Below are 18,772 nucleotides of genomic sequence, written 5' to 3' on the forward strand. Positions count from 1 at the left end.
TCTTGAATCCTGTCAACCAGCGCCTGCGAGCTGAAACCACCGAAGATGATGGAATGAGTAGCTCCGATTCTGGTGCAGGCAAGCATGGCAATCGCCAGTTCAGGAACCAAGGGCATGTAAAGGATCACTCGATCCCCTTTCACTACGCCGAGCCGCCTCAAAACGTTTGCGAAACGGCAAACTTCACTGTGAAGCTGCTGATAGGTTAAGGTTCTGGTTTCGCCCGGTTCACCTTCCCAAATGATGGCGGCCTTGTTCCTTCGCCAACCGGATAGATGGCGATCGAGACAATTGTAGGAAACGTTGATCTGACCTCCAATGAACCATTTCGCAAAAGGAGGCCTCCAGTCCAGAATCCTTTTCCATCTTCTAAACCATGTTAGTTCACTGGCCGCGCCCGCCCAGAACTTCTGGATGTTCTTGATGGAGGACCTGTAACTTCTTTTGTATTGTGTGAAGGATTTGACGTGCGCGTTGCGCGAAAATTCAGAGCTTGGTTTGAAGACACGCTTTTCATTTAGAATCGAAGTGATATTTGCAGTTACTTTAGGCTTGCGTTTCGCCATTCAAGTTCCCCCGCCATCAATATTGCGTTAACTCTGCAGTGATGCAAGTGGCCACCATCTCTTCCTGATGGGCGGCAGAGCGGAACCATTCCCACATGGTTTTGATGTGTTGCAGCTCCAACGGATCGGCGTCCCCTAAATCCTCTTTTTCCAGGTCATGAATTTTTTCACAAACGGAATCGAGATATCGCGTATAGGCTTCCTGAATCGAATCCGCTTTTAAGAGTCGGAAATCTCTTTTAATCAACATATTTTTGCATTCATTCAGAGTTGGCATTGCCGCATGCCACAATTCGCGCATTTGCTGGCGAAATTCCAAAGATGTTTTCCAGCCCAGAAAAGTGTCCAATATGACCAATTTGCCCTGTGGCTTCAGGTTTTTCCGGGAAAGGTTAAACAATCTTCCCCAATCTGAAATATGCCACCACGAAAAAATATCCAGGATCAAATCAAAGTGGTCTTCCGGAAAGGAATCCGGCAGCTGAGAGACTTCCAAGCGGACATTTTCGTTGAGTTGTTTTTCCTGAAGCAAACGACGCGTCTGATCCACGCGTTCCTGGCTGGAATCTACCGCTACAATCTCGCATCCGCTTTCAGCAAGCCACCCGGTAAGTGTGCCTCGTCCGCATCCTGCATCAAACACTTTTAAGCCGGGATGAATCTCAGGAGCGAGTAAACCGGTTGTGTCTTCGAAAAACAAAAATGAATCGTGCGCAACGGGTTCCAGCAACCTTCGGATGTGCGCGGTAAGGGGTCCGTACAGTAACGTCTCCTGCGAAATAGAATCCATTCATGCTCCTGCTTGTAGTGGCAGAGCATTTGCCACGCCGAACGTACTCTGCTGTAATTCGAACCGATCACAACTAGCCAGATACACTTGATCCGATATGGCAAATGCTCTGCAACTACTGTTCATAACTTATTGCTGATTGGCGGATGATAAATGATCTGAATCATATTCTGCTCCGGGTCCGCAAAATAAATGGAGCGGGCGCCGTCGCGGTGAGTTTTGGGCTCCATCGCCAGTGACACACCATTGATTTTCAAATAAGCCGCCCATGCATCCACATCTTCGGGCTTCTGAACGAGGAGTCCGAGATGGTCCAGTCGTCCCTGCGGGAGTTTTTCTTGCACTTCATGTAGAGCAAGATTGTCCGCGCTTGAAGTTAAATACAAATTTTGTGGATCGGGCTCCCATTCAACGGTAAAACCAAGAACATCCACGTAAAAGGATCGCATCAGTTTCATATCCCGAACTTTTAGTGCCAGATGGCGCAGGCCGCAAGCAGCCGGACGATTCATCTTTGGTCTGTTGCGGGCAACGCGTATGGAAAGCCGGGATAAAACTGAGTCGAGTATCTTTCCTCTATTTTTTTGCCGGCTTTCCGGAATGCCACAAACATCTTTTTGTCGACTCGTGGAGCTCTGGTTTCCCCATCGACCTGCGTTCGGCCGTGGTACACAAGCAATGTTCGTGGGAAACCGTAATCGACATAGTTGATCAGGTGAAACACAGAAGCGGATGCCATCAGGGAATGATTGCTGTAAATAAGATGATTCACTACAACAAAATCCTCTCCAACGCGCTGAGAGAACACATGTCGCAGCTGAATCACGCTCTTCTTGCCGATTTTCTGTTTCTCCCAGTAGAAGTAATCCGGCACCCGCCTGTCTCTGCCTGCAGGATAAATAGCTGCATATTCCACGACATCGGGGAAGTACGCCGTCAAATGAGCAAAAGCTTCAAGATAAGAATTCGATGGATCTCCGCCCTTCCGGTAATTCTGCACGCGGTTCAAAAGAATTTTGCGATACAGGTTTTCCAGATTTGAATCCTGCTGAATTCCGGCAATTTCTTCGCTGGTAAGGTTTAGAGTGCAACTCTGCTTGCATCCGGCCAGATCCTGCAAGTCCAACGCATCAAAAGTCAGAGGACCGAGATCCTGTAAGTCGGGTTCCGGTTTGAATTTTCCTACCGCCTGAAAATTATTAAGATTGCGGAAATTTTCGATGTACGAAAAATAGTCCCGGATGAAATAGCCCGGAACGTGGAAGACTTTTGCAGCCGTGACTCCCGATTCGCCCGGACGACCGTCTTTTAGGGATCGCATGATAAACCGGCCGTACTGCAAATCACGAATATCCCCTTTGGAAAAACCAAGCAACCGAAGGTAAGCAGGATACTCATCCGGATAAGCGGCAAACAAAGTAGAAGCAACAAGGAGGACCGTCAGAAAGCAAAACTTTCTCATCGAATTGATTATACAATGATCTCGGAGGGCTGAGCCATTTCCGATGAAACTCACGATTGGAGTGATGGGCGCATCGGCCATTGCGACTCGCGAAATTGAGCTGCTTGCTGTTGAGACGGGCCGTTGTATTGCGCGGAAAGGGGCCGTAATGATCACCGGCGCGACCACCGGTTTGCCATACGCCGCTGCCAGGGGAGCGAAGGAGGAAAAAGGCGAAGTCATTGGATTTTCCCCCGCTATCAACTGGGTGGAACATCAACGGATCGGATATCCCGCGGAATTCCACGATCTGATCATTTGCACAGGTCTAACTTCGCACGGTAGAAATCTTTTGAATGTTAGAGCAAGCCATGGTCTGGTTTTTGTGGGCGGCAGCATGGGCGCGCTCAACGAATTCACGATCGCTTACGATGAAAACAAAGTCATCGGCATCCTGGAGGGAACGGGTGGCTTTTGCAATCATCTTCAAGACTGGATGCTGCATCTCAACAAACCGGGCAATCGCGCTGTTCTTATCCACCGCAAGGATCCTGAAAAGCTTGTGGATGATGTGTTTGAAGCAATTCGAGACCGCGCCGATGAACTCGGACTGTGAACAATGCAAAAACAGCGGACTCACTTCGCGGCAGGTGACTACCTGACCAGGTATCCGGAAGGACACCACTACAAACTGCGAATCGATGCGCCTTTCGAAAAGCCCGGTTGGAAATCGCGCAGCTTTTCGCCAACAGGACAATCCATCTTTCCCGGTAGCGCGATTGAATTTGAAGGGAGCTATTACGAAATCGTTTTTCAGGATTATGAACCGGGCCCTCCCCTTCAAATTTGTTATTACCTGAATCCGTGGGAGGAACGCTTTCCCATCCGTTTGCAATTTCATTACAACAAGGAAGAATGCAGAAACACCGCTCGCGCTCGTCGAAACCAGATCAAAAGCAACCGGCAAAACGTCCTTCTGACTTTGTTCTCCCCTCTAGTGGGAATGTTGCCCGCTGAGGATCAGATCAGAATCGCAAATCGTTTCGGAATATCAGCCACGCAAATGACTTTCTTCTCAGCGTTGATCCTTCTGCCTCCCTCAGCTTTTTGCATCCTCTTCTTCGCAGCAAACTGGTTTGGAAAGGTACCTTTCCCGGGACCTCCCTCGATCCACTGGATTTATCCGTTCGGTTTCTATTTTTTTTCGGAATCACTTCTCCGGATGTTGACCGCAAGCAAATTGGATGAACCTGTCGGCTCTTTGTTTGTTTCGCTCCCCATCCTGTCCTGGCGTTCGATTCGCCAGATCTTTGATCCGAACTCTGCGCAAAGAAATCTGGAGAATTTGAGACCCATCGACGACAGACAACGTTCCCTTCTGGCGAACGCACGCGACGAAGTCATCCCTGCAGAAAATGAAGCCTATGATTTGGAAGTACTGTCTGTCCTGCCCAAAAATCATTGGAATCCTCGAATCGGAATCGGCATCAATGGAGCATGGTACGGACTTGTAGAGACTGACAAAATAAAACATGGAAAAAACATTCACTACCGATTCCGCTTGAAAAAAGCCCCGGAAGGCACCTGGTTTTCTTCCGTGATTGAGTATAACCCCGACGAAGTTCAGCTGATGTATCTGGCAACGCGTAAAACAGATTTAAAAACATGGGTCGATACGTTCGCTGTGCTGTGGGGACTCTTGAGTCGAGAAGATCAGGAACGTCTAGAAAACCTATACGATTTCGATTCCATGAAATTCAGCAGGCTGACGATTGTTGCGATTGGCATCCTCGCGTTTGCCAACCTGGGAGTCTCGTTAATGAATCTGCTCACCGGACTTGGCAGGGCGCTGGACGCATGGCTACTGCTCCTTTCCGGTTTTTTCCTGTTCGAGACCTTTTCTCGATGGAAGGACTTGAGGGCCGGACAGCCAAGCGGAAGCGTACTCGGCGTGTTCGTTCGTCCTTTCGCCCGCAAACTGCTCCAGGGCCCCTAAGATTCTAAAACTACTATACATTTAGTTCTAATCTGTTAGTAGCGTCAGGAAATTGACCCCCTTTTGAGCGGGTGATATAATCCGCAAACACTTGTTAGGAGGAGGACTGGCCCATGAACAAACAGGACCTGATTGGGCGGATTGCCAAAGACGCGCGTTTGTCAAAAACGACTGCCGGAAAGGCTCTTGATGCGACTCTCCAGACGATAACCGAAGCTCTGAAGAAGCGTCAAAGCGTGACGCTCGTTGGATTTGGAACCTTTACGACAGCAGAGAGAAAAGCAAGAACAGGACGCGACCCTCAGACCAAAAAGGAAATCAGAATACCGGCTAAAATGGTTCCAAAATTCAGGGCTGGAAAGGCGTTAAAAGCGGCTGTCTATAAGAAGTAACCTTAACATTTCACTTTTCGCAAGTGATCGAGCACTTTACCAAAGCAATCCAAAAGCAACTGAATGTTTTCCAGGCTCTGATCCTTGCTTAGAGTAAAGAGTAGAGAGCCTTTTACCTGCTCGGGACTCATTCCCAGCGCTTTCAAAACGTGCGACTCTTTTTGAGCATACTGGTAGCAGGTGGATCCCGAGCTCGCCTGGATTCCTTCGCTGAGAAGCAACGTCAACAGGGCTTCTCCGTCAACGTCTGCCAGCACATGAATATTATCGACCAATCTGCAGCTTCTGCTTCCGGTGACCGGAACATTCAACAAATCCATCGTCTCAAAACATTTTTCCTGTAACCCGGCAAGCTGTTGTTTCCAGGCTCCTTTTCTTTCCTGATTGATGCGCGCAGCCTCGCCGAATCCTGCAATCAGCGCGGTGGATTGAAGTCCCGGGCGCAGACCCTCCTCTTGCATGCCTCCATGGAAGAGAGGAATGATTCGAGTTCCGCTTCTAACATAAAGCGCCGCGACGCCGGAGGGGCCGTAGAGCGCGTTGGAGCTGATACTCACAAGATCGAGCGGAATTCGCCGCAAAGGAAGCTCTTCATAGCACAGGTACTGGATGGCGTCAGAGTGAAAAAGAATGTCCGGAAACTCCGTTTTTAACGAAGCAACCGCATCCACATTTTGAATGACCCCAATCTCATCGCTTGCAGCCTGAATGGATACTAATACAGTAGCAGGACTGATCGCTTCGGCAACGGCATCCGGATCCGCAAAACCTTCCCGTGTCACCGGAACATAAGTGACTTCAAATCCCTGCCGCTGGAGAAACTGCGCCGTCTGATAAACGGAGAAATGTTCGATTGCCGAAATCACAAGATGATTCTTACTTTTTTGATGGGCATAAGCGGTCCCCTTCAACGCCCAGTTGTTTGCTTCCGTACCGCTGGAAACGAAGTAAATTTCCTCCGCGCGCGCTTGCAGCAAAGTAGCAACCAATTCCCGCGCCTGCTCAACCTCCTTGCGCACGCGCTCCGCTTGCTCCGACTCCGTTAAGGGGTTTTCGAACTGCTCACCTAAAAACGGAATCATTCGTTCAACAACCTCCGGCAGGGGTTTCTTGCTGAATGCGTTGTTAAAGTAAAGATTGTTCATCGCATTTTGCGGACGTAGGCGTGAAACTCATCGCCCAACTCTTCCAGAAAAACAAGCTGGTTTCCTGAAGTGATGCACCACGCAGGCATGTCTTCTTTGATTCCCGGATCGTCGGAAAGTACTTTGAGGACGTCTCCCTGATTTAGTTCTTTCATTTTTGCTGCGGTCTTGATAATCGGCATGGGACACAGCAACCCAAAAGTGTCCAGCACCGCAGCAACATCGATCCTGTTTGTCATCCTTCGCCCAAACTATATTATAGGTGATTAGGAGATTTGAACGAGATAAGGAGATGAGAGTAAATATTCTTTTATCTCCTTATCCCCGCGCTATCTCCTTATCTCCCTTTTACGATGAGCAAAACGTCGGCGTTAGTGAAGAGTTCGGGTATGTACAGTTAGATATCATTTGGAGGGCAGAATGAAGGTCGTATTGACTCTTGCATTGGCGGCACTTGTTGCGATGTTCCTTGTCGTCGCAGTGAATGCAGAAGAAGAGAAGAAAAAATCAGATAAAAAAGAAGAGGAAGAACGAGAGGTCATTGTGAACTACGAAATCATCGAACAGGGCACTTATAGTGGGAAAAAAGACGCTGTGGCCCAGGTCATTACCAGCCAGCAAGAGTGGGAACAGCTCTGGAAACAGCATGTCAGCGTCCTCGTGCCGCAACCGCCCGTTCCGGAAATTGATTTTGAAACGCATGTCCTTGCGGTGATCTTCGCCGGTGAAAAGAAGAGCGGAGGATATGCGGTCGTGATCAAAGATGTTTCCATAGAGGCGGATGATGTGATTGTGAAGTACCGCCTGACCGAACCACAACCGAACAGCTTTACCATTCAAGTAATCACCCAACCGTTTGCGGTGATCAAAATTGAAAAACCGAAAGGTACAGTGAGACTGGTTAAGGAGTAAAAAGCTCCGCAGGCGAGACGCCTACGCTACTTTGATTACAGCAAGTCGATGTCGAACGTGCCGACATGCCCTTTCTTCTTCTTTAGTTTCTTCGCTTTATCGTGGGCATCTTTCACGTCTTCCCACTTCAAGACTTTTGAAATCCAGGTTTCTGCCCCAGGAATGTTCTTTTCGTGATAGTCGATTTGCGCAAGCGATAAATAGACTCCACGAAGCAACCAGTACGGCTGATGGACCTGCGGGTTCGCCAGTTCCATCAAAAGTTCGCGCGCTTCCTCCCACTTTTCCTGCTGAATTTTCCCGCGCGCAATCCAGTAGCGAACTTCCCGTTCCATGGGGCGGTAGAGCGGGATAATGGCATCCGGCGAATTATGAACGGCGGAATAAACCTGAATCCGCGCGCGAAGATCTTCAAACCAGGAAATCGAAGCTTCGTAATCCTTCAAGAAATACAAATTGATACCCTTATACAACCCAACATCGTAACTTTGCGAATATCGCTCGAGAAGATCGTCACACATCAATTTTCCATCTTCGAATTTCTTTTCGTAATAGGTATAGATGACGGCCAGTGTTTTTCCTGCCTCGCTCTGCGTGATTCCGCCCTTCTCATAAGCCAGGATTAGTTGTTTAAAACCTTCTTTCCGGTTTCCACCCGGCAGAAAAACGAACACTCGCAAAAACTTCATATAAGAAGGAAGCGCATCGGCAAAGTAGTTATAAGAGCCAAGCAAATAGTAAACCGGAAAGAAATCACGATCTTTTTCTGAAATTTCAACGGCGTATTTTTTCATCTTCTTGCCGAGCTTCGCCGTTTTCCACCAATCTCCTTCCGTTGCAGCAATCTGAGCGCGCAAACCTATGGCGGACGCATAATAAAACTTTGAATTAAGGTCCTGATCCAACGCGGGCATGCACATGCTGTCGACTTTATCCAGAAGCTCAATTACCTCCTCGCGATCGGAAGGGCTGAAAGTGGATAGCCACATCATTTTCCATTTGGCCATCGCTTGCAGGAACAGGAATTCCTTTGATTCGGAATGCGTGCCTTCCAAGTCCTTGAGCGAGTTATAGGCCTCAATTAACTGTCCATTGTTGAAGAGTTCGAGCCGTGCCTGAAGTTCGGGTGCGAGCTCCGGTGAAGTAGCCCAGCAGGAATTGGCCACAAAAAGTAGAACGGCAAGAAAGCGCATATGCGCGCTAATTTTCGCGAATAACAACGGTGCCGGCCATCTTGTCATGTAGAGCGCGATGCTGCTCTTTATCGAAAATAATCATCAGGAATCCAATATAACAGATCATCCCGCTGATCATGTATCCAATCAATCGCACGAAGGCCTTGCCAATTCCGATCGGATATGTCCCATCCGGAAATGTTACTCTCAGTTTCATGAATTTTTTTCCCGGTGTTGCGCCCTTTTTGCCAATAAAGATCAGTTGATAGGCAAGACTGGCGATCATCATCAGCAAATACGAGCCAAACACTGCGATCATAGCCAGCGGTGATGGTTCGCCTCCGGTCTGCATTCGCATCATAAACACAACAACAATGATGATGAAAGGGATCATTAAAGCCGAAAGTAAGAGGCTATCGATAATTGCGGCGACGAGTCGCACGCCGAAGCCGGCGTAATTCAACGCCCCAGCGGAGACAGCAAGAGGTGGCGGAGGCTGCATACCAAAACCAGGAGCAGCGGGAGATCGCGGTTGAGCGACCGGTGGTGGCTGAGGAATTGGCGGTCTTGCAGAACTGGGCGCAGCTTGTGGTGGAACTGGCGGAGGCGGCGCTTTTTGCGGAGCTGCCGCGGGTGGTGGCGGCGCAGGAGCTTTGGATGGTCCAAGAGAAGCGCCACAAAAAGGACAGAATCGGGCGCCTTGTTCAACCACTTTGCGACAAGAAGGACAAAGTATTCCAACAGGTGTTTCTTGATCAGGCTTTGCCGCCTGCGGAGCGGGGGCAGGTGGAGCGGCAGGTGGTGGTGGTATGGGCGGCGCCGATGTTTGAACCGAAGGTCTTGGTGCCGGTGGTGGCGGCGGCGCCGGTTGAGGGCTGACACGCGGCGGAGGCGGCGGCAACGGCCGGTCTTCACGAACGCCTACGTCATCCGCATTCAAAGCGTCAGTTACTCTCTCGTTCGGATTGAATCGCTCCTCTTCTGCACGAGTCACATCAGGCAATTCTTGGCGATTCAAAATGAATGTTGCGCCCTCATCCTCATCCTCGAATACCAACGAGGCACTACCCAGATTTACCTTGTCATTGTGATTCAGTTTCTGCTGGGTAACCTTCTTTCCGTTAACATAAGTGCCGTTAGAACTGTTTTTATCGACCAGATAGTAGCCGTCGGGCCGTTTCTCAATCCATGCGTGTTGCCGCGACACACTCGGATCCGCAATCACAACCTTATTCGTAGCTTCGCGTCCCATCGTGATTGCTTCGTCGGTTAACTCGTACTCACGAAGCACATTGTCGCGATCCATGAAATTTATCTTTGCCATTCAGATCTCTCCTATCATTCCCGACAAAAAAAGCCGCTCTTGTTGAGGATCATAACAAGATAGTACTACAATTTCAACTATGTCGTGGTGCGGGTGACTCGCCCGCAAAGCTCCCGCGGACGAGACGTCCGCGCCACTTTGATGAAGTTACTTTTTCCGCAAGTATTGCTTGAGGAATCGTCCGGTAATCGAGGTAGGATGGCGGGCAATCATTTCCGGCGGACCTTCCGCGACAAGGGAACCACCCTTCTGGCCACCTTCAGGACCCAGATCAATGATGTAATCACACGCCGCAATCAAATCGAGATTGTGTTCTATACAAAGAATACTGTTATCGCTCTGAATCAGTCTTCGGAAGCATCTTAAAAGTTTTGTGATGTCGTCAAAATGCAATCCGATGGTTGGTTCATCGAATATATAAAGCACACCATTCTTCTTCGGTTGCGAGAGGTGATAAGCAAGTTTCAGTCTCTGGGCTTCTCCTCCCGATAGAGTAGAAGTGGCCTGGCCGAGGCGCAGGTATTCGAGACCCACAGAGCTCAAAATGTAAAGTTTCTCCAAAATTTTTCCCTGGTTGGCAAAGAAGTGCATCGCTTCCGTGATGGTAAGATTCAAGATTTGGAAAATGTTCTTGTCTTTGTATTTCACATCAAGAACTTTCTGTTGATAGCGCTGTCCCTTGCAGGAATCACAAACCAGAGTCACGTCCGCCAGGAAGAGCATTCCCACGCGCAGACTTCCTTCCCCTTCGCAAGCTTCACATCTTCCGCCGGGAATATTAAATGAGAAATCGGACACTGTAAGCCGGCTTTTCTTAGCCTCATTCGTCATCGCTAGCAGATGCCTGATATCGTCAAAAAACTTCAAATAGGTTGCTGGAACTGACTTGGAACTGCGTGAAGGAGGAGATTGATCCATGAACACAACGTCCTGGATATTCTTAACTCCTGAAATTCGATCAAAGGCTCCGATCGGTCCATCCCATTCGCCGCAGTCCTGACAAATAGCAGGATAGAGAATGTCCTGCACCAGCGTGCTTTTGCCGGAACCGGAAACTCCAGTTACGCAGACAAGCTTCTTCAGCGGAAATCGCACCGTGATGTTTTTCAGATTGTGTTCTTTCGCGCCATGAATCACGAGTTCCGCTTCTTTTTTGGATTTGCCGGGAACGACCACCGGTGATTCCACTTTCTTTTCACCGCGTAAATATTGTGCGGTGAGTGAGCCTGGAAATTGGTAAAGATCCGCAGTTGTTCCGGAAAAGACGAGTCGCCCGCCATGCTCACCGGCACGCGGGCCAAGATCGATGATGTGGTCCGCCTGCTGAATCATGTCTTGATCGTGTTCTACAACGACCACCGTATTCCCGATGTCACGGAGGTTTTGCAGTATGGAACCAAGCCGTGAAATATCGCGGGCGTGCAGACCCACGGAAGGCTCATCCAGAATGTAAAGGGTGCCAACCAGAGAGGAACCCAGACAGGAGGCCAGGTTGATGCGTTGAGCTTCTCCTCCGCTTAGAGTTCCGGAACGTCTTTGCAGTGTGAGATATTCCAGGCCGACATCGATCAAGTACTTCAGGCGCTTCTTGATTTCCGGCAAAATTTTTTCTGTAATTTGCATCTCCGAAGGTGTGAGTGAAAGTTGCTCAATGAAATCCAGAGCCTGGCGAATATCCAATGAGCAAAATTGACTGATGTTCTTTCCGCCGACTCTGACAATGCGGCCATCCCTCTTCAAACGTTCCCCATTGCATTCCTGACACGGATAATAGCCGCGATAACGCGCGAGAAAAATTCGAACGGAAACCTTGTAACGTTTGTTTTGCAAGTTTTCGAAGAAACGCCGAATCCCTAAGAAGCTCCCTTTCCCTTCCCATAAAAGTTTGCGTTGTTTCTCATTCAATTTTGCAATGGGGATATTTTGCGGAAGGTCCTTCACGTCCTTCGCGTATTCGTACATCCATTTATATTCGGAGTTATTCCATGGCGCGATGCAGTATTCTTCCAGACTCAAAGATTCATCCGGTATGATCTTTCCCGGATCCAGATCCATTACGTTTCCGAATCCCTGGCATTTCGGACATGCTCCGTAAGGACTGTTGAAGCTGAACGCTCTTGGGTCCGGTTTGTTATAAATGATTCTGCAGTTTCTGCATTCAAACCGGTCGCTGTAATAAAGTCTCTTCCCTGTTATTTCTACGATCGCCGTGCTCTTGCCTTCCCGAAAAGCGGTCTCCAGAGCATCTGCAATCCGCTGCCTGTTCCCTTCCAATCGGACACGATCCACCAGAATGTAGAATTCAGGAATCGATTCGCCGATTGCCTCTTTGTAGAAATCATCGATATCCAGGACCTGATCCGCGTATACGACGCGATAAAAGCCCTTGCGCTTTAGCGTTACCAGAGTTTGGTGCGCGAGTCCTTCTCCAGAAAGAAAGCCGATGCGTGTAACCTCTTCAGGCTGAAACAGCGCTTCCAATTCAGCAAGAATTGAAGAAGGAGAATCGCAACGCACTTCCTCGCCGCAGTTGTAGCAATAAGTTCTTCCAATGCGCGCATAGAGGAGACGCAAATAATCATAGACTTCAGTTACAGTAGCTACCGTGGATCTTGGATTTGCCTGACTCGTGCGTTGTTGTATTGCGATGGCAGGGTAGATTCCTTCGATGGAATCCACATCCGGCTTCTCCATCTTGTCTAAAAACTGCCGCGCATAAGTGGAAAGGGATTCCACGTACCTACGCTGCCCCTCCGCATACAGAGTATCCAGAGCCAGACTCGATTTGCCAGAGCCACTCACTCCGGTAATCACAACATATTTTCCGGCGGGAATCTCGACATCAAGATTCTTCAGGTTGTGCGTGCGCGCACCCCGTATAACGATATTCTCATTCATGGGATTTTTTCACCACGGAGTTACTGAGCAAAGTAGTGCGGACGTCTCGTCTGCGGCAACTCGCAGGCGGGGACGCCTACGCTACTTTGCTCCGTGACTCCGTGGTGAAATTATTCGTTAATGGTTTGATAAAAGGTAAGAGTTATGTTGGCAAACGTCAATGTATCGCCATTCTTCAATGGCGCAGGCGAGCCTGTCGACAGGCGCTGATTGTTCAGGAACGTTCCATTGACTGTTCCAATTTCTTCGACAAGCTGAAAATTCTCGTCATCCTTAACAATCTTTGCGTGGCGCCGCGAAATAAAACGCTTGGGATCTTCATCCGACAAGTCGATATCAGGAACCGCTCCGGTTACCCGGTCTACTCGCCCCACATAAGACTCGCTTTTGATGATCGGGAATGTCTTGCCGGACATCGTTGAGACAAGATATGCCTTGACCTCTTGCGCATCTTTCCTCGATTTTGGTTTGGCTCCAGCTTCCGTAAGACTCAACATCTCTGTGGATGCATGCATCAACTTTTCAATTTGCACATTTGCTTCGCGAAGCCGCAGTGAAAGTTTCCGCATGATACGGATTGCGATCTCGATGTTCGATTTGATCATCGCAACAAAATTCGCGCTGTTGATCTTGATCAAATCGCAATCTTCTTCCGCCTCCGCTGAAGCGGATCTCGGCATCCCTTCCAGGATCGACATCTCTCCGAAAAAATCCCCCTTTTCCAAAACAGTCAAAGTTTGATCGAATCCATCTATGTTCTTGAAAATGCGAACCTTACCAGACTGAATGATGAACATCTCGCTCCCCAGTTCACCCTCGGTAAAAACGAGCTCTCCTTTTTTGAAGGAGACCCTGTATTTATCGAAAAGTTCGGAGGACATCAGTTTGTTTTTTCATTCTAGAGAGAAAAGTCATTGCAGTCAATGCAGCATGCATGCGGTGAAAGCCTGCTTCACTCCCTTATGAAGGGAGGGATTGAGGGAGGGTTGCCTCCTTCATAAGGAGGGGGAAACACTGCAGTCATTGAGTCTGCGACCGAACGCCTGCCGCGTTTGCATATGTTATGATTGTGACCTGAAGTGAAAAAATGAGAATTTTGGGCGGGATCGGTATAGTTCTTCTCACATTCACAATAGCGGTTGCGGAGCAACCCTCCACGATCGCCTTTGATGCCGCGCTCCTTGTTGAGAATGATGTCGAAATCAAGACCCGTTTAACCGGCATTATCGACAAAATTTATGCAGAGCGTGGCGCCTGGGTAAAAAAAGGTGAACCGCTTGCGGAGTTGGACAATCAAGATCTAAAACTGGAGGTCAAGAAGGCGCAAGTGTATCTTCAGGAATTAGAAGCCGAGTATGAACGCGCCAAGTCCTTGCACGAGCAAAAACTTCTATCCGATTCCGAATACGACGCCAAGCGACTCAGTTATCAGCGTGTTGAGGCAGAGCTTGAGATTGCAAAAGTCAATCTTGGAAAAAGCATCATACGGGCGCCATTCGGTGGAGTTGTAGGGGAACGATACGTCAAGTTGGGTCAACGGGTTGTGGAAGATGAGAACGTTCCGCTGTTCAGAATCACCGCGATGGAACCGTTATTGGCCCGTATCTTCGTTCCGGAAGAAAAACTCGGCATTTTCGCAACCGGAGCACGTTCTGAATTTGTACCATCAACCCAGCCGAATCAGCGTTATCCGGCCCGAGTAAAATGGATTAGCTCAACCATTGATCCTGCAAGCGGCACCGCTCCTGCGCTTGTGGAGCTGAATGCAGGTCAGGGAAAAGGAGTGCTTCGACCAGGAACTTCGGGCAAAGTGATCATCTGGCTGACGGCAGGAAAAACGTCCGCCACCAATCGATAAAGAAATGGCATCTCCTGTTCTACCGGTTCCCAAAATCAAGCACTTTAAGGGCACGGGCGAGGAACGCGCCTACTTACTGGAGAAACTAAAATTTACAATCGGCCGCAGCGGTGAAAATGATCTCCAAACGAATGATGCTTCCGTTTCCCGCTTTCACGCAGAGATCATTAAAGAGGGGAACCAGTTCAAACTGATCGACAAGCAGAGCAAGTGTGGCACTTTTGTAAACGGAGAGCGCGTCCAAACGCACGTTTTGCAGCATCAGGACAGAATCCTACTTGGTAATGATACGCAGATAGTATATTTGACACACGACGATATTACGCGCGACTCAGGCCCCTTTCGCACAGGCACACCTTCCATGATTCAGTCTGTTGCCGGGAGCGACCTCAAAAACGTCTCACACTTACTGGAAGTCGCCCGGTTGCTCAGCGGAACGGCGCCGCTTCATGAAATCCTGGACATGGTTCTGGATGCCGCGATTGAAATTACTCGCGCAGAGCGAGGTTTTCTTGTTTTGAAAGATGCAAGGGGAGAACCGCAGGTGCAACGCGGGCGCGACAAAGCGAAGCAATCTGTTGCAGAAGAATCTTTCCAGATCAGTACAACGGTCCTCAAACAGGTTATTGAATCAGGTGAAAAAGTTTTTTTGTCCGATGTGCAGGGTCCGAACAAATTCGCTCTTTCGGAAAGCATGCTCAACCTGGAGCTGCGGACAATCATTTGCCTTCCGCTGAAGCAGTTCGGAATCCTGGATTCTTCCGTGAACGCGCACGCAGATCAGAAAGTGATAGGCGCATTGTATCTGGATGGCAAGAAGGCCACAGAGTCCTTTTCCAAAATCAGTCAGGGGATTCTGGATTCACTCGCAACGGATGCAACTGCAGTCATAGAGAACGCCCGTTTGCTTCGAGAATCCCGCGAAAAGGAGAGGCTGGAATTGGAACTTGCAACGGCGCAGGAAATCCAGGCAACTCTGCTCCCCCGCATCAAAGGGTCTTATGGCTACTTCGAAGCTTATGCACAGAACATTCCAAGCAGGCATATTAGCGGCGATTGCTACGATCTCATTAAATTTCCGGACGGTCGCTACGCTGCAATGATCGCTGATGTCTCCGGAAAAGGCGTTTCTGCAGCAATCCTTTGTTCGATGGTGCAGGGCCTGCTTTTCGCGGAAGCAATGAAGCATCCTTCCCCTGCAGATTGTTTAAACAGCGTGAACGGTTATCTGGTTCAAAGGACCGCGGGGAATAAATTTGTCACGTTATTCTATGCCACGATTGCTCCTTCTGGAGAATTTCAGTTCGTCAACGCCGGTCATAATCCTCCCTATCTGGTGCATCTGGAGGGATCCATTGAAGAACTCTTTTCCGGCGGTTTGATCGTGGGAGCTTTTCCGTTTGCAACTTATACGCACAAGACAGTTTTTCTCAGACCGGGTGATCTTGTTTGTCTGTTTACGGATGGTGTCACCGAAGCGCGTAACACTAAGGGAGATCTGCTAGGAGACGACGAATTAAAAGCATTGTTGTTGAAGAATCGCCACAAACCTGTGGCGGAAATCGTAGAGGCAATTTTCCAGAGAACCTTGGACCATGCCGCTGGTGAGCCCCAATCTGATGACATTTCGGTCTTCATGGTTCGTTACGTGGTCACATCCGCTCAGGATGCTGAAACAACTCTTCAACCTCGCTCATTATGAGTCCCAAAAAAAAAGTACTGCGGGTATCGCTTCAGCAAACCGTGGACTCCGTAATCGTTCATGACATGAAGAATCTTGCGTTTCGATTAAGCGCTCTTTTGCAAAACATGGATGAGAATTATGAAAATCCCATGTTTAAACAAAGCATTGCCGAAATCCTCAACGACACGGTGCGGAAAATGGACGCTATTGTTAAGAGATTTCGCGAAAATCAACAACAGGTTGTGGTAAAGCTGCGTGTCGACGTTAATCATATTCTGAAGAAATTGCTGGAGGATTTGCCCCAGCGAAGAAGTCGAGATCTGAATCTCGATTTATCTTTCGAAGAAGTTCCCCCCATCTGGGGCGATCCATTCTATCTTCACAATGCGTTCCACAGTCTGATTGAAAACGGCATCGAGGCAATGCCAGACGGTGGAACCCTGAGAGTTCATTGCGGCCTAACAAGAGAGCGAAAACGAGAAAAGATTTTAATCGAAATCTCAGATACGGGAATGGGGATGTCAGAGTCGTTTGTGCAAAACGAGCTGTTTAATCCTTTTACGACCACCAAGGAAAAAGGACTGGGACTTGGTCTTTTTACGAGCCAACAAATTTTTGCTTTGCACGGGGGAAAAATAAAAGTGATGAGCACGCCTGGTTCCGGAACCACTTTTCGTATCACCCTTCCTGTTGAGGAAAATGGTACTCAAGAAAATAGCCATCATTGAGGATGACAGCCTCCTTCGGCAACAAATCGCTTTGTCGCTGAGTAAACACTACGAGATTCTGCAGGCAGGCGATCGCTTTCAAGCCGAACAATTGTTCGAGCGCGAAAAACCTGCGCTTGCGCTTGTTGATCTGAACCTGCCCCCTTCCGGCAAATGTCAGGAAGGAATTGGATTGATTGAAAAAGCGAAAGCCGAGCTTCCGGAAACGATTGTCATTGTAATGTCGGGTAATACAGACACGAAAGAAACACTGAAAGCGGTCGAGGCCGGCGCTCATGATTTCTTCAAGAAACCATTCGATTTAACGGAACTCAAATTGATCATTCACCGCGCATTGGAAATGCAGCAAATGCGCCAGGACAATATCCGGTTGAGAAGCGAACTGCAAAAAAAGTATTCGTTTGACAACATCATTGGAAACAGTCCTGCGATGATCCGCGTTTTTGAATCGATCCGGCGCGTCGCCGACACACTGGCAACAGTAATCATCCGCGGTGAAAGTGGCACAGGAAAAGAGTTAATCGCTCGCGCCATTCATTACAACAGCAGGCGAAAAGATCACCCATTTGTCAGCGTGAATTGTGCCGCGCTTCCTGAAACGCTTGTGGAAACCGAGCTCTTTGGTCATGAGCGGGGCGCATTTACGGGCGCAGTCGCCATGCATACCGGAAGATTCGAACTGGCCCACGAAGGCACGCTTTTCCTGGATGAAATCGGATCGGTCAGTTTGATGGTGCAAGCAAAACTTCTACGCGTTTTGCAGGAGAAAACATTTGAACGCGTGGGCGGAACCAAAAAACTCTCCACAGATGTTCGATTGATTACAGCAACCAATGAAAATCTGGAAGACAGGGTAGCGCGCGGAGAATTCCGGGAAGATCTGTACTATCGGATCAATGTCTTTCCAATCCAACTACCTCCTTTAAGAGAACGCAAGGAAGATGTTCCCCTGCTTCTGTATCATTTCCTCCGGAACTTTTGCGAGGAGAATCAAATTCCTGTCAAGAAATTTCATCCCGCAGCCCTGGAAGCGCTCCTGTCTTATTCCTGGAAAGGGAATGTTCGAGAGCTTGAAAATCTAGTGCAAACCCTGGTCCTCATGAGCGACGATGAAATGATTGGTTTGCAGCATCTCCCTCCCTCAGTTCGAGGATATCAGTCGGCGTCTCTGCCCCTTCTCGGCGGAATTCCGGAAGGAGGCATCCGTCTCGATGAAGCCGTGGAACGTTTCGAACGGGAGTTACTGCGAACGGCGTTGGATAAAGTAAAGGGCGTCAAGGGTAAAGCTGCCGAGATGCTCGGTATCGATAAGAACCGGATGAAGTATCTCTGCCGTAAGTATAAATTTTAACCCTCCAAAACTTCCCGGGTGAATTTTTCACCCGGTCTCATCAGGTACTGAACGACTCATTCGTCGAGGGTTCCTTCCGCAGTTACCTGGCAAGAAGGTTGCATCACAAAAGTGTGCAATGAAAAACAAATCGGAGGAAAAATGACGGACAAGAAAGCAACAATCATCGAATTAACAGAGGAGCAAAAAGAGCAGCTGAGAAAGGCAACAGGCGAAGAACACACAGAAATTAAGGTGGAAGCAGTTGCTCCTTTCACTCCCGGCTTGCAGCCCGTAAAATCTTTGCGCGCTGCTAAAGGCTTGAAAGCAGCGAAGGGCTTGAAAGCTGCAAAAGGCCTCAAGGCCGCGAAAGGTTTGAAAGCTGCAAAAGGCTTGAAAGCTGCAAAAGGTCTAAAAGCGGCGAAAGGTTTGAAAGCTGCAAAGGGTTTGAAAGCTGCAAAAGGACTGAAGGCTGCAAAGGGTTTGAAAGCAGCGAAAGGTCTGAAAGCTGCCAAAGCTGCAAAGCGATAACA

At 48.8% G+C, this 18,772-nt stretch carries 19 protein-coding genes; 9 read left to right on the top strand and 10 right to left on the bottom strand.

Features of this window, described 5'->3' with window-relative positions:
• From L0156_23095 to L0156_23110, 4 genes are all read right to left on the bottom strand, one after another.
• A partial coding sequence (locus L0156_23095) for an AMP-binding protein (protein ID MCI0605883.1) occupies nucleotides 1-566 on the bottom strand: 566 nt, incomplete at its 3' end.
• A gap of 16 nt (nucleotides 567-582) precedes the next feature.
• Nucleotides 583-1,356 carry a methyltransferase domain-containing protein gene (locus L0156_23100; GenBank protein ID MCI0605884.1) on the bottom strand — a complete coding sequence of 258 codons (774 nt, stop codon included), beginning with the start codon at nucleotides 1,354-1,356 and terminating at the stop codon, nucleotides 583-585.
• A 122-nt stretch (nucleotides 1,357-1,478) separates the two neighbouring features.
• On the bottom strand, nucleotides 1,479-1,814 hold the full coding sequence (locus L0156_23105) for a VOC family protein (GenBank protein ID MCI0605885.1): 336 nt from the start codon (nucleotides 1,812-1,814) through the stop codon (nucleotides 1,479-1,481).
• Between the two features lie 50 nt (nucleotides 1,815-1,864).
• Nucleotides 1,865-2,818, bottom strand: a complete 954-nt coding sequence (locus L0156_23110; protein MCI0605886.1) for a hypothetical protein — start codon at nucleotides 2,816-2,818, stop codon at nucleotides 1,865-1,867.
• A 43-nt stretch (nucleotides 2,819-2,861) separates the two neighbouring features.
• On the opposite strand from L0156_23110, the gene L0156_23115 reads away from it, so the two are divergent.
• The 3 genes from L0156_23115 to L0156_23125 all read left to right on the top strand — a co-directional run bounded on the left by L0156_23115 (nucleotide 2,862) and on the right by L0156_23125 (nucleotide 5,185).
• The gene (locus L0156_23115; GenBank protein MCI0605887.1) at nucleotides 2,862-3,413 is read left to right on the top strand and encodes a hypothetical protein; all 552 of its coding nucleotides are present in this window, start codon (nucleotides 2,862-2,864) and stop codon (nucleotides 3,411-3,413) included.
• 3 nt (nucleotides 3,414-3,416) lie between these two features.
• Complete coding sequence (locus L0156_23120) at nucleotides 3,417-4,793, top strand: hypothetical protein (GenBank protein ID MCI0605888.1); 1,377 nt, start codon at nucleotides 3,417-3,419, stop codon at nucleotides 4,791-4,793.
• 113 nt (nucleotides 4,794-4,906) lie between these two features.
• Complete coding sequence (locus L0156_23125) at nucleotides 4,907-5,185, top strand: HU family DNA-binding protein (GenBank protein ID MCI0605889.1); 279 nt, start codon at nucleotides 4,907-4,909, stop codon at nucleotides 5,183-5,185.
• A gap of 2 nt (nucleotides 5,186-5,187) precedes the next feature.
• Here L0156_23125 and L0156_23130 read toward each other — a convergent pair whose 3' ends face one another.
• Together L0156_23130 and L0156_23135 are read right to left on the bottom strand one after the other, a co-directional pair.
• Nucleotides 5,188-6,330, bottom strand: a complete 1,143-nt coding sequence (locus L0156_23130) for a cysteine desulfurase (protein MCI0605890.1) — start codon at nucleotides 6,328-6,330, stop codon at nucleotides 5,188-5,190.
• Nucleotides 6,327-6,569, bottom strand: a complete 243-nt coding sequence (locus L0156_23135) for a sulfurtransferase TusA family protein (protein ID MCI0605891.1) — start codon at nucleotides 6,567-6,569, stop codon at nucleotides 6,327-6,329. Before L0156_23135 ends, L0156_23130 begins: the two co-directional genes overlap by 4 nt.
• 181 nt (nucleotides 6,570-6,750) lie before the next feature.
• Between L0156_23135 and L0156_23140 the strand changes: the two genes are divergently transcribed.
• Nucleotides 6,751-7,242: a protease complex subunit PrcB family protein gene (locus L0156_23140; GenBank protein MCI0605892.1), complete on the top strand. Its 492-nt coding sequence runs from the start codon at nucleotides 6,751-6,753 to the stop codon at nucleotides 7,240-7,242.
• 35 nt (nucleotides 7,243-7,277) lie between these two features.
• Here L0156_23140 and L0156_23145 read toward each other — a convergent pair whose 3' ends face one another.
• From L0156_23145 to L0156_23160, 4 genes are all read right to left on the bottom strand, one after another.
• Nucleotides 7,278-8,435 (bottom strand): hypothetical protein, encoded by a 1,158-nt coding sequence (locus L0156_23145; GenBank protein ID MCI0605893.1) that lies wholly within the window; start codon nucleotides 8,433-8,435, stop codon nucleotides 7,278-7,280.
• Nucleotides 8,436-8,442: 7 nt separating this feature from the next.
• Entirely contained in the window at nucleotides 8,443-9,741 is a 1,299-nt protein-coding gene (locus L0156_23150) for an RDD family protein (protein ID MCI0605894.1), read from the bottom strand.
• Nucleotides 9,742-9,888: 147 nt separating this feature from the next.
• Nucleotides 9,889-12,639 (bottom strand): excinuclease ABC subunit UvrA, encoded by a 2,751-nt coding sequence (gene uvrA, locus L0156_23155; protein MCI0605895.1) that lies wholly within the window; start codon nucleotides 12,637-12,639, stop codon nucleotides 9,889-9,891.
• A gap of 110 nt (nucleotides 12,640-12,749) precedes the next feature.
• Nucleotides 12,750-13,520: a cyclic nucleotide-binding domain-containing protein gene (locus tag L0156_23160; protein MCI0605896.1), complete on the bottom strand. Its 771-nt coding sequence runs from the start codon at nucleotides 13,518-13,520 to the stop codon at nucleotides 12,750-12,752.
• A gap of 206 nt (nucleotides 13,521-13,726) precedes the next feature.
• On the opposite strand from L0156_23160, the gene L0156_23165 reads away from it, so the two are divergent.
• From L0156_23165 to L0156_23185, 5 genes are all read left to right on the top strand, one after another.
• Complete coding sequence (locus tag L0156_23165; protein MCI0605897.1) at nucleotides 13,727-14,497, top strand: efflux RND transporter periplasmic adaptor subunit; 771 nt, start codon at nucleotides 13,727-13,729, stop codon at nucleotides 14,495-14,497.
• 4 nt (nucleotides 14,498-14,501) lie between these two features.
• Complete coding sequence (locus tag L0156_23170) at nucleotides 14,502-16,199, top strand: SpoIIE family protein phosphatase (protein ID MCI0605898.1); 1,698 nt, start codon at nucleotides 14,502-14,504, stop codon at nucleotides 16,197-16,199.
• Nucleotides 16,196-16,909, top strand: coding sequence for a HAMP domain-containing histidine kinase (locus tag L0156_23175; GenBank protein ID MCI0605899.1), 714 nt, complete (start codon nucleotides 16,196-16,198; stop codon nucleotides 16,907-16,909). The genes L0156_23170 and L0156_23175 overlap by 4 nt, the downstream gene beginning before the upstream one ends.
• Nucleotides 16,881-18,260 carry a sigma-54 dependent transcriptional regulator gene (locus L0156_23180; GenBank protein ID MCI0605900.1) on the top strand — a complete coding sequence of 460 codons (1,380 nt, stop codon included), beginning with the start codon at nucleotides 16,881-16,883 and terminating at the stop codon, nucleotides 18,258-18,260. The genes L0156_23175 and L0156_23180 overlap by 29 nt, the downstream gene beginning before the upstream one ends.
• Nucleotides 18,261-18,401: 141 nt before the next feature.
• Complete coding sequence (locus L0156_23185; protein ID MCI0605901.1) at nucleotides 18,402-18,770, top strand: hypothetical protein; 369 nt, start codon at nucleotides 18,402-18,404, stop codon at nucleotides 18,768-18,770.
• The last annotated feature ends 2 nt before the right edge of the window (nucleotides 18,771-18,772 follow it).

It is taken from the genome of bacterium (assembly GCA_022616075.1).
Classification (GTDB): Bacteria; Acidobacteriota; HRBIN11; order JAKEFK01; family JAKEFK01; genus JAKEFK01.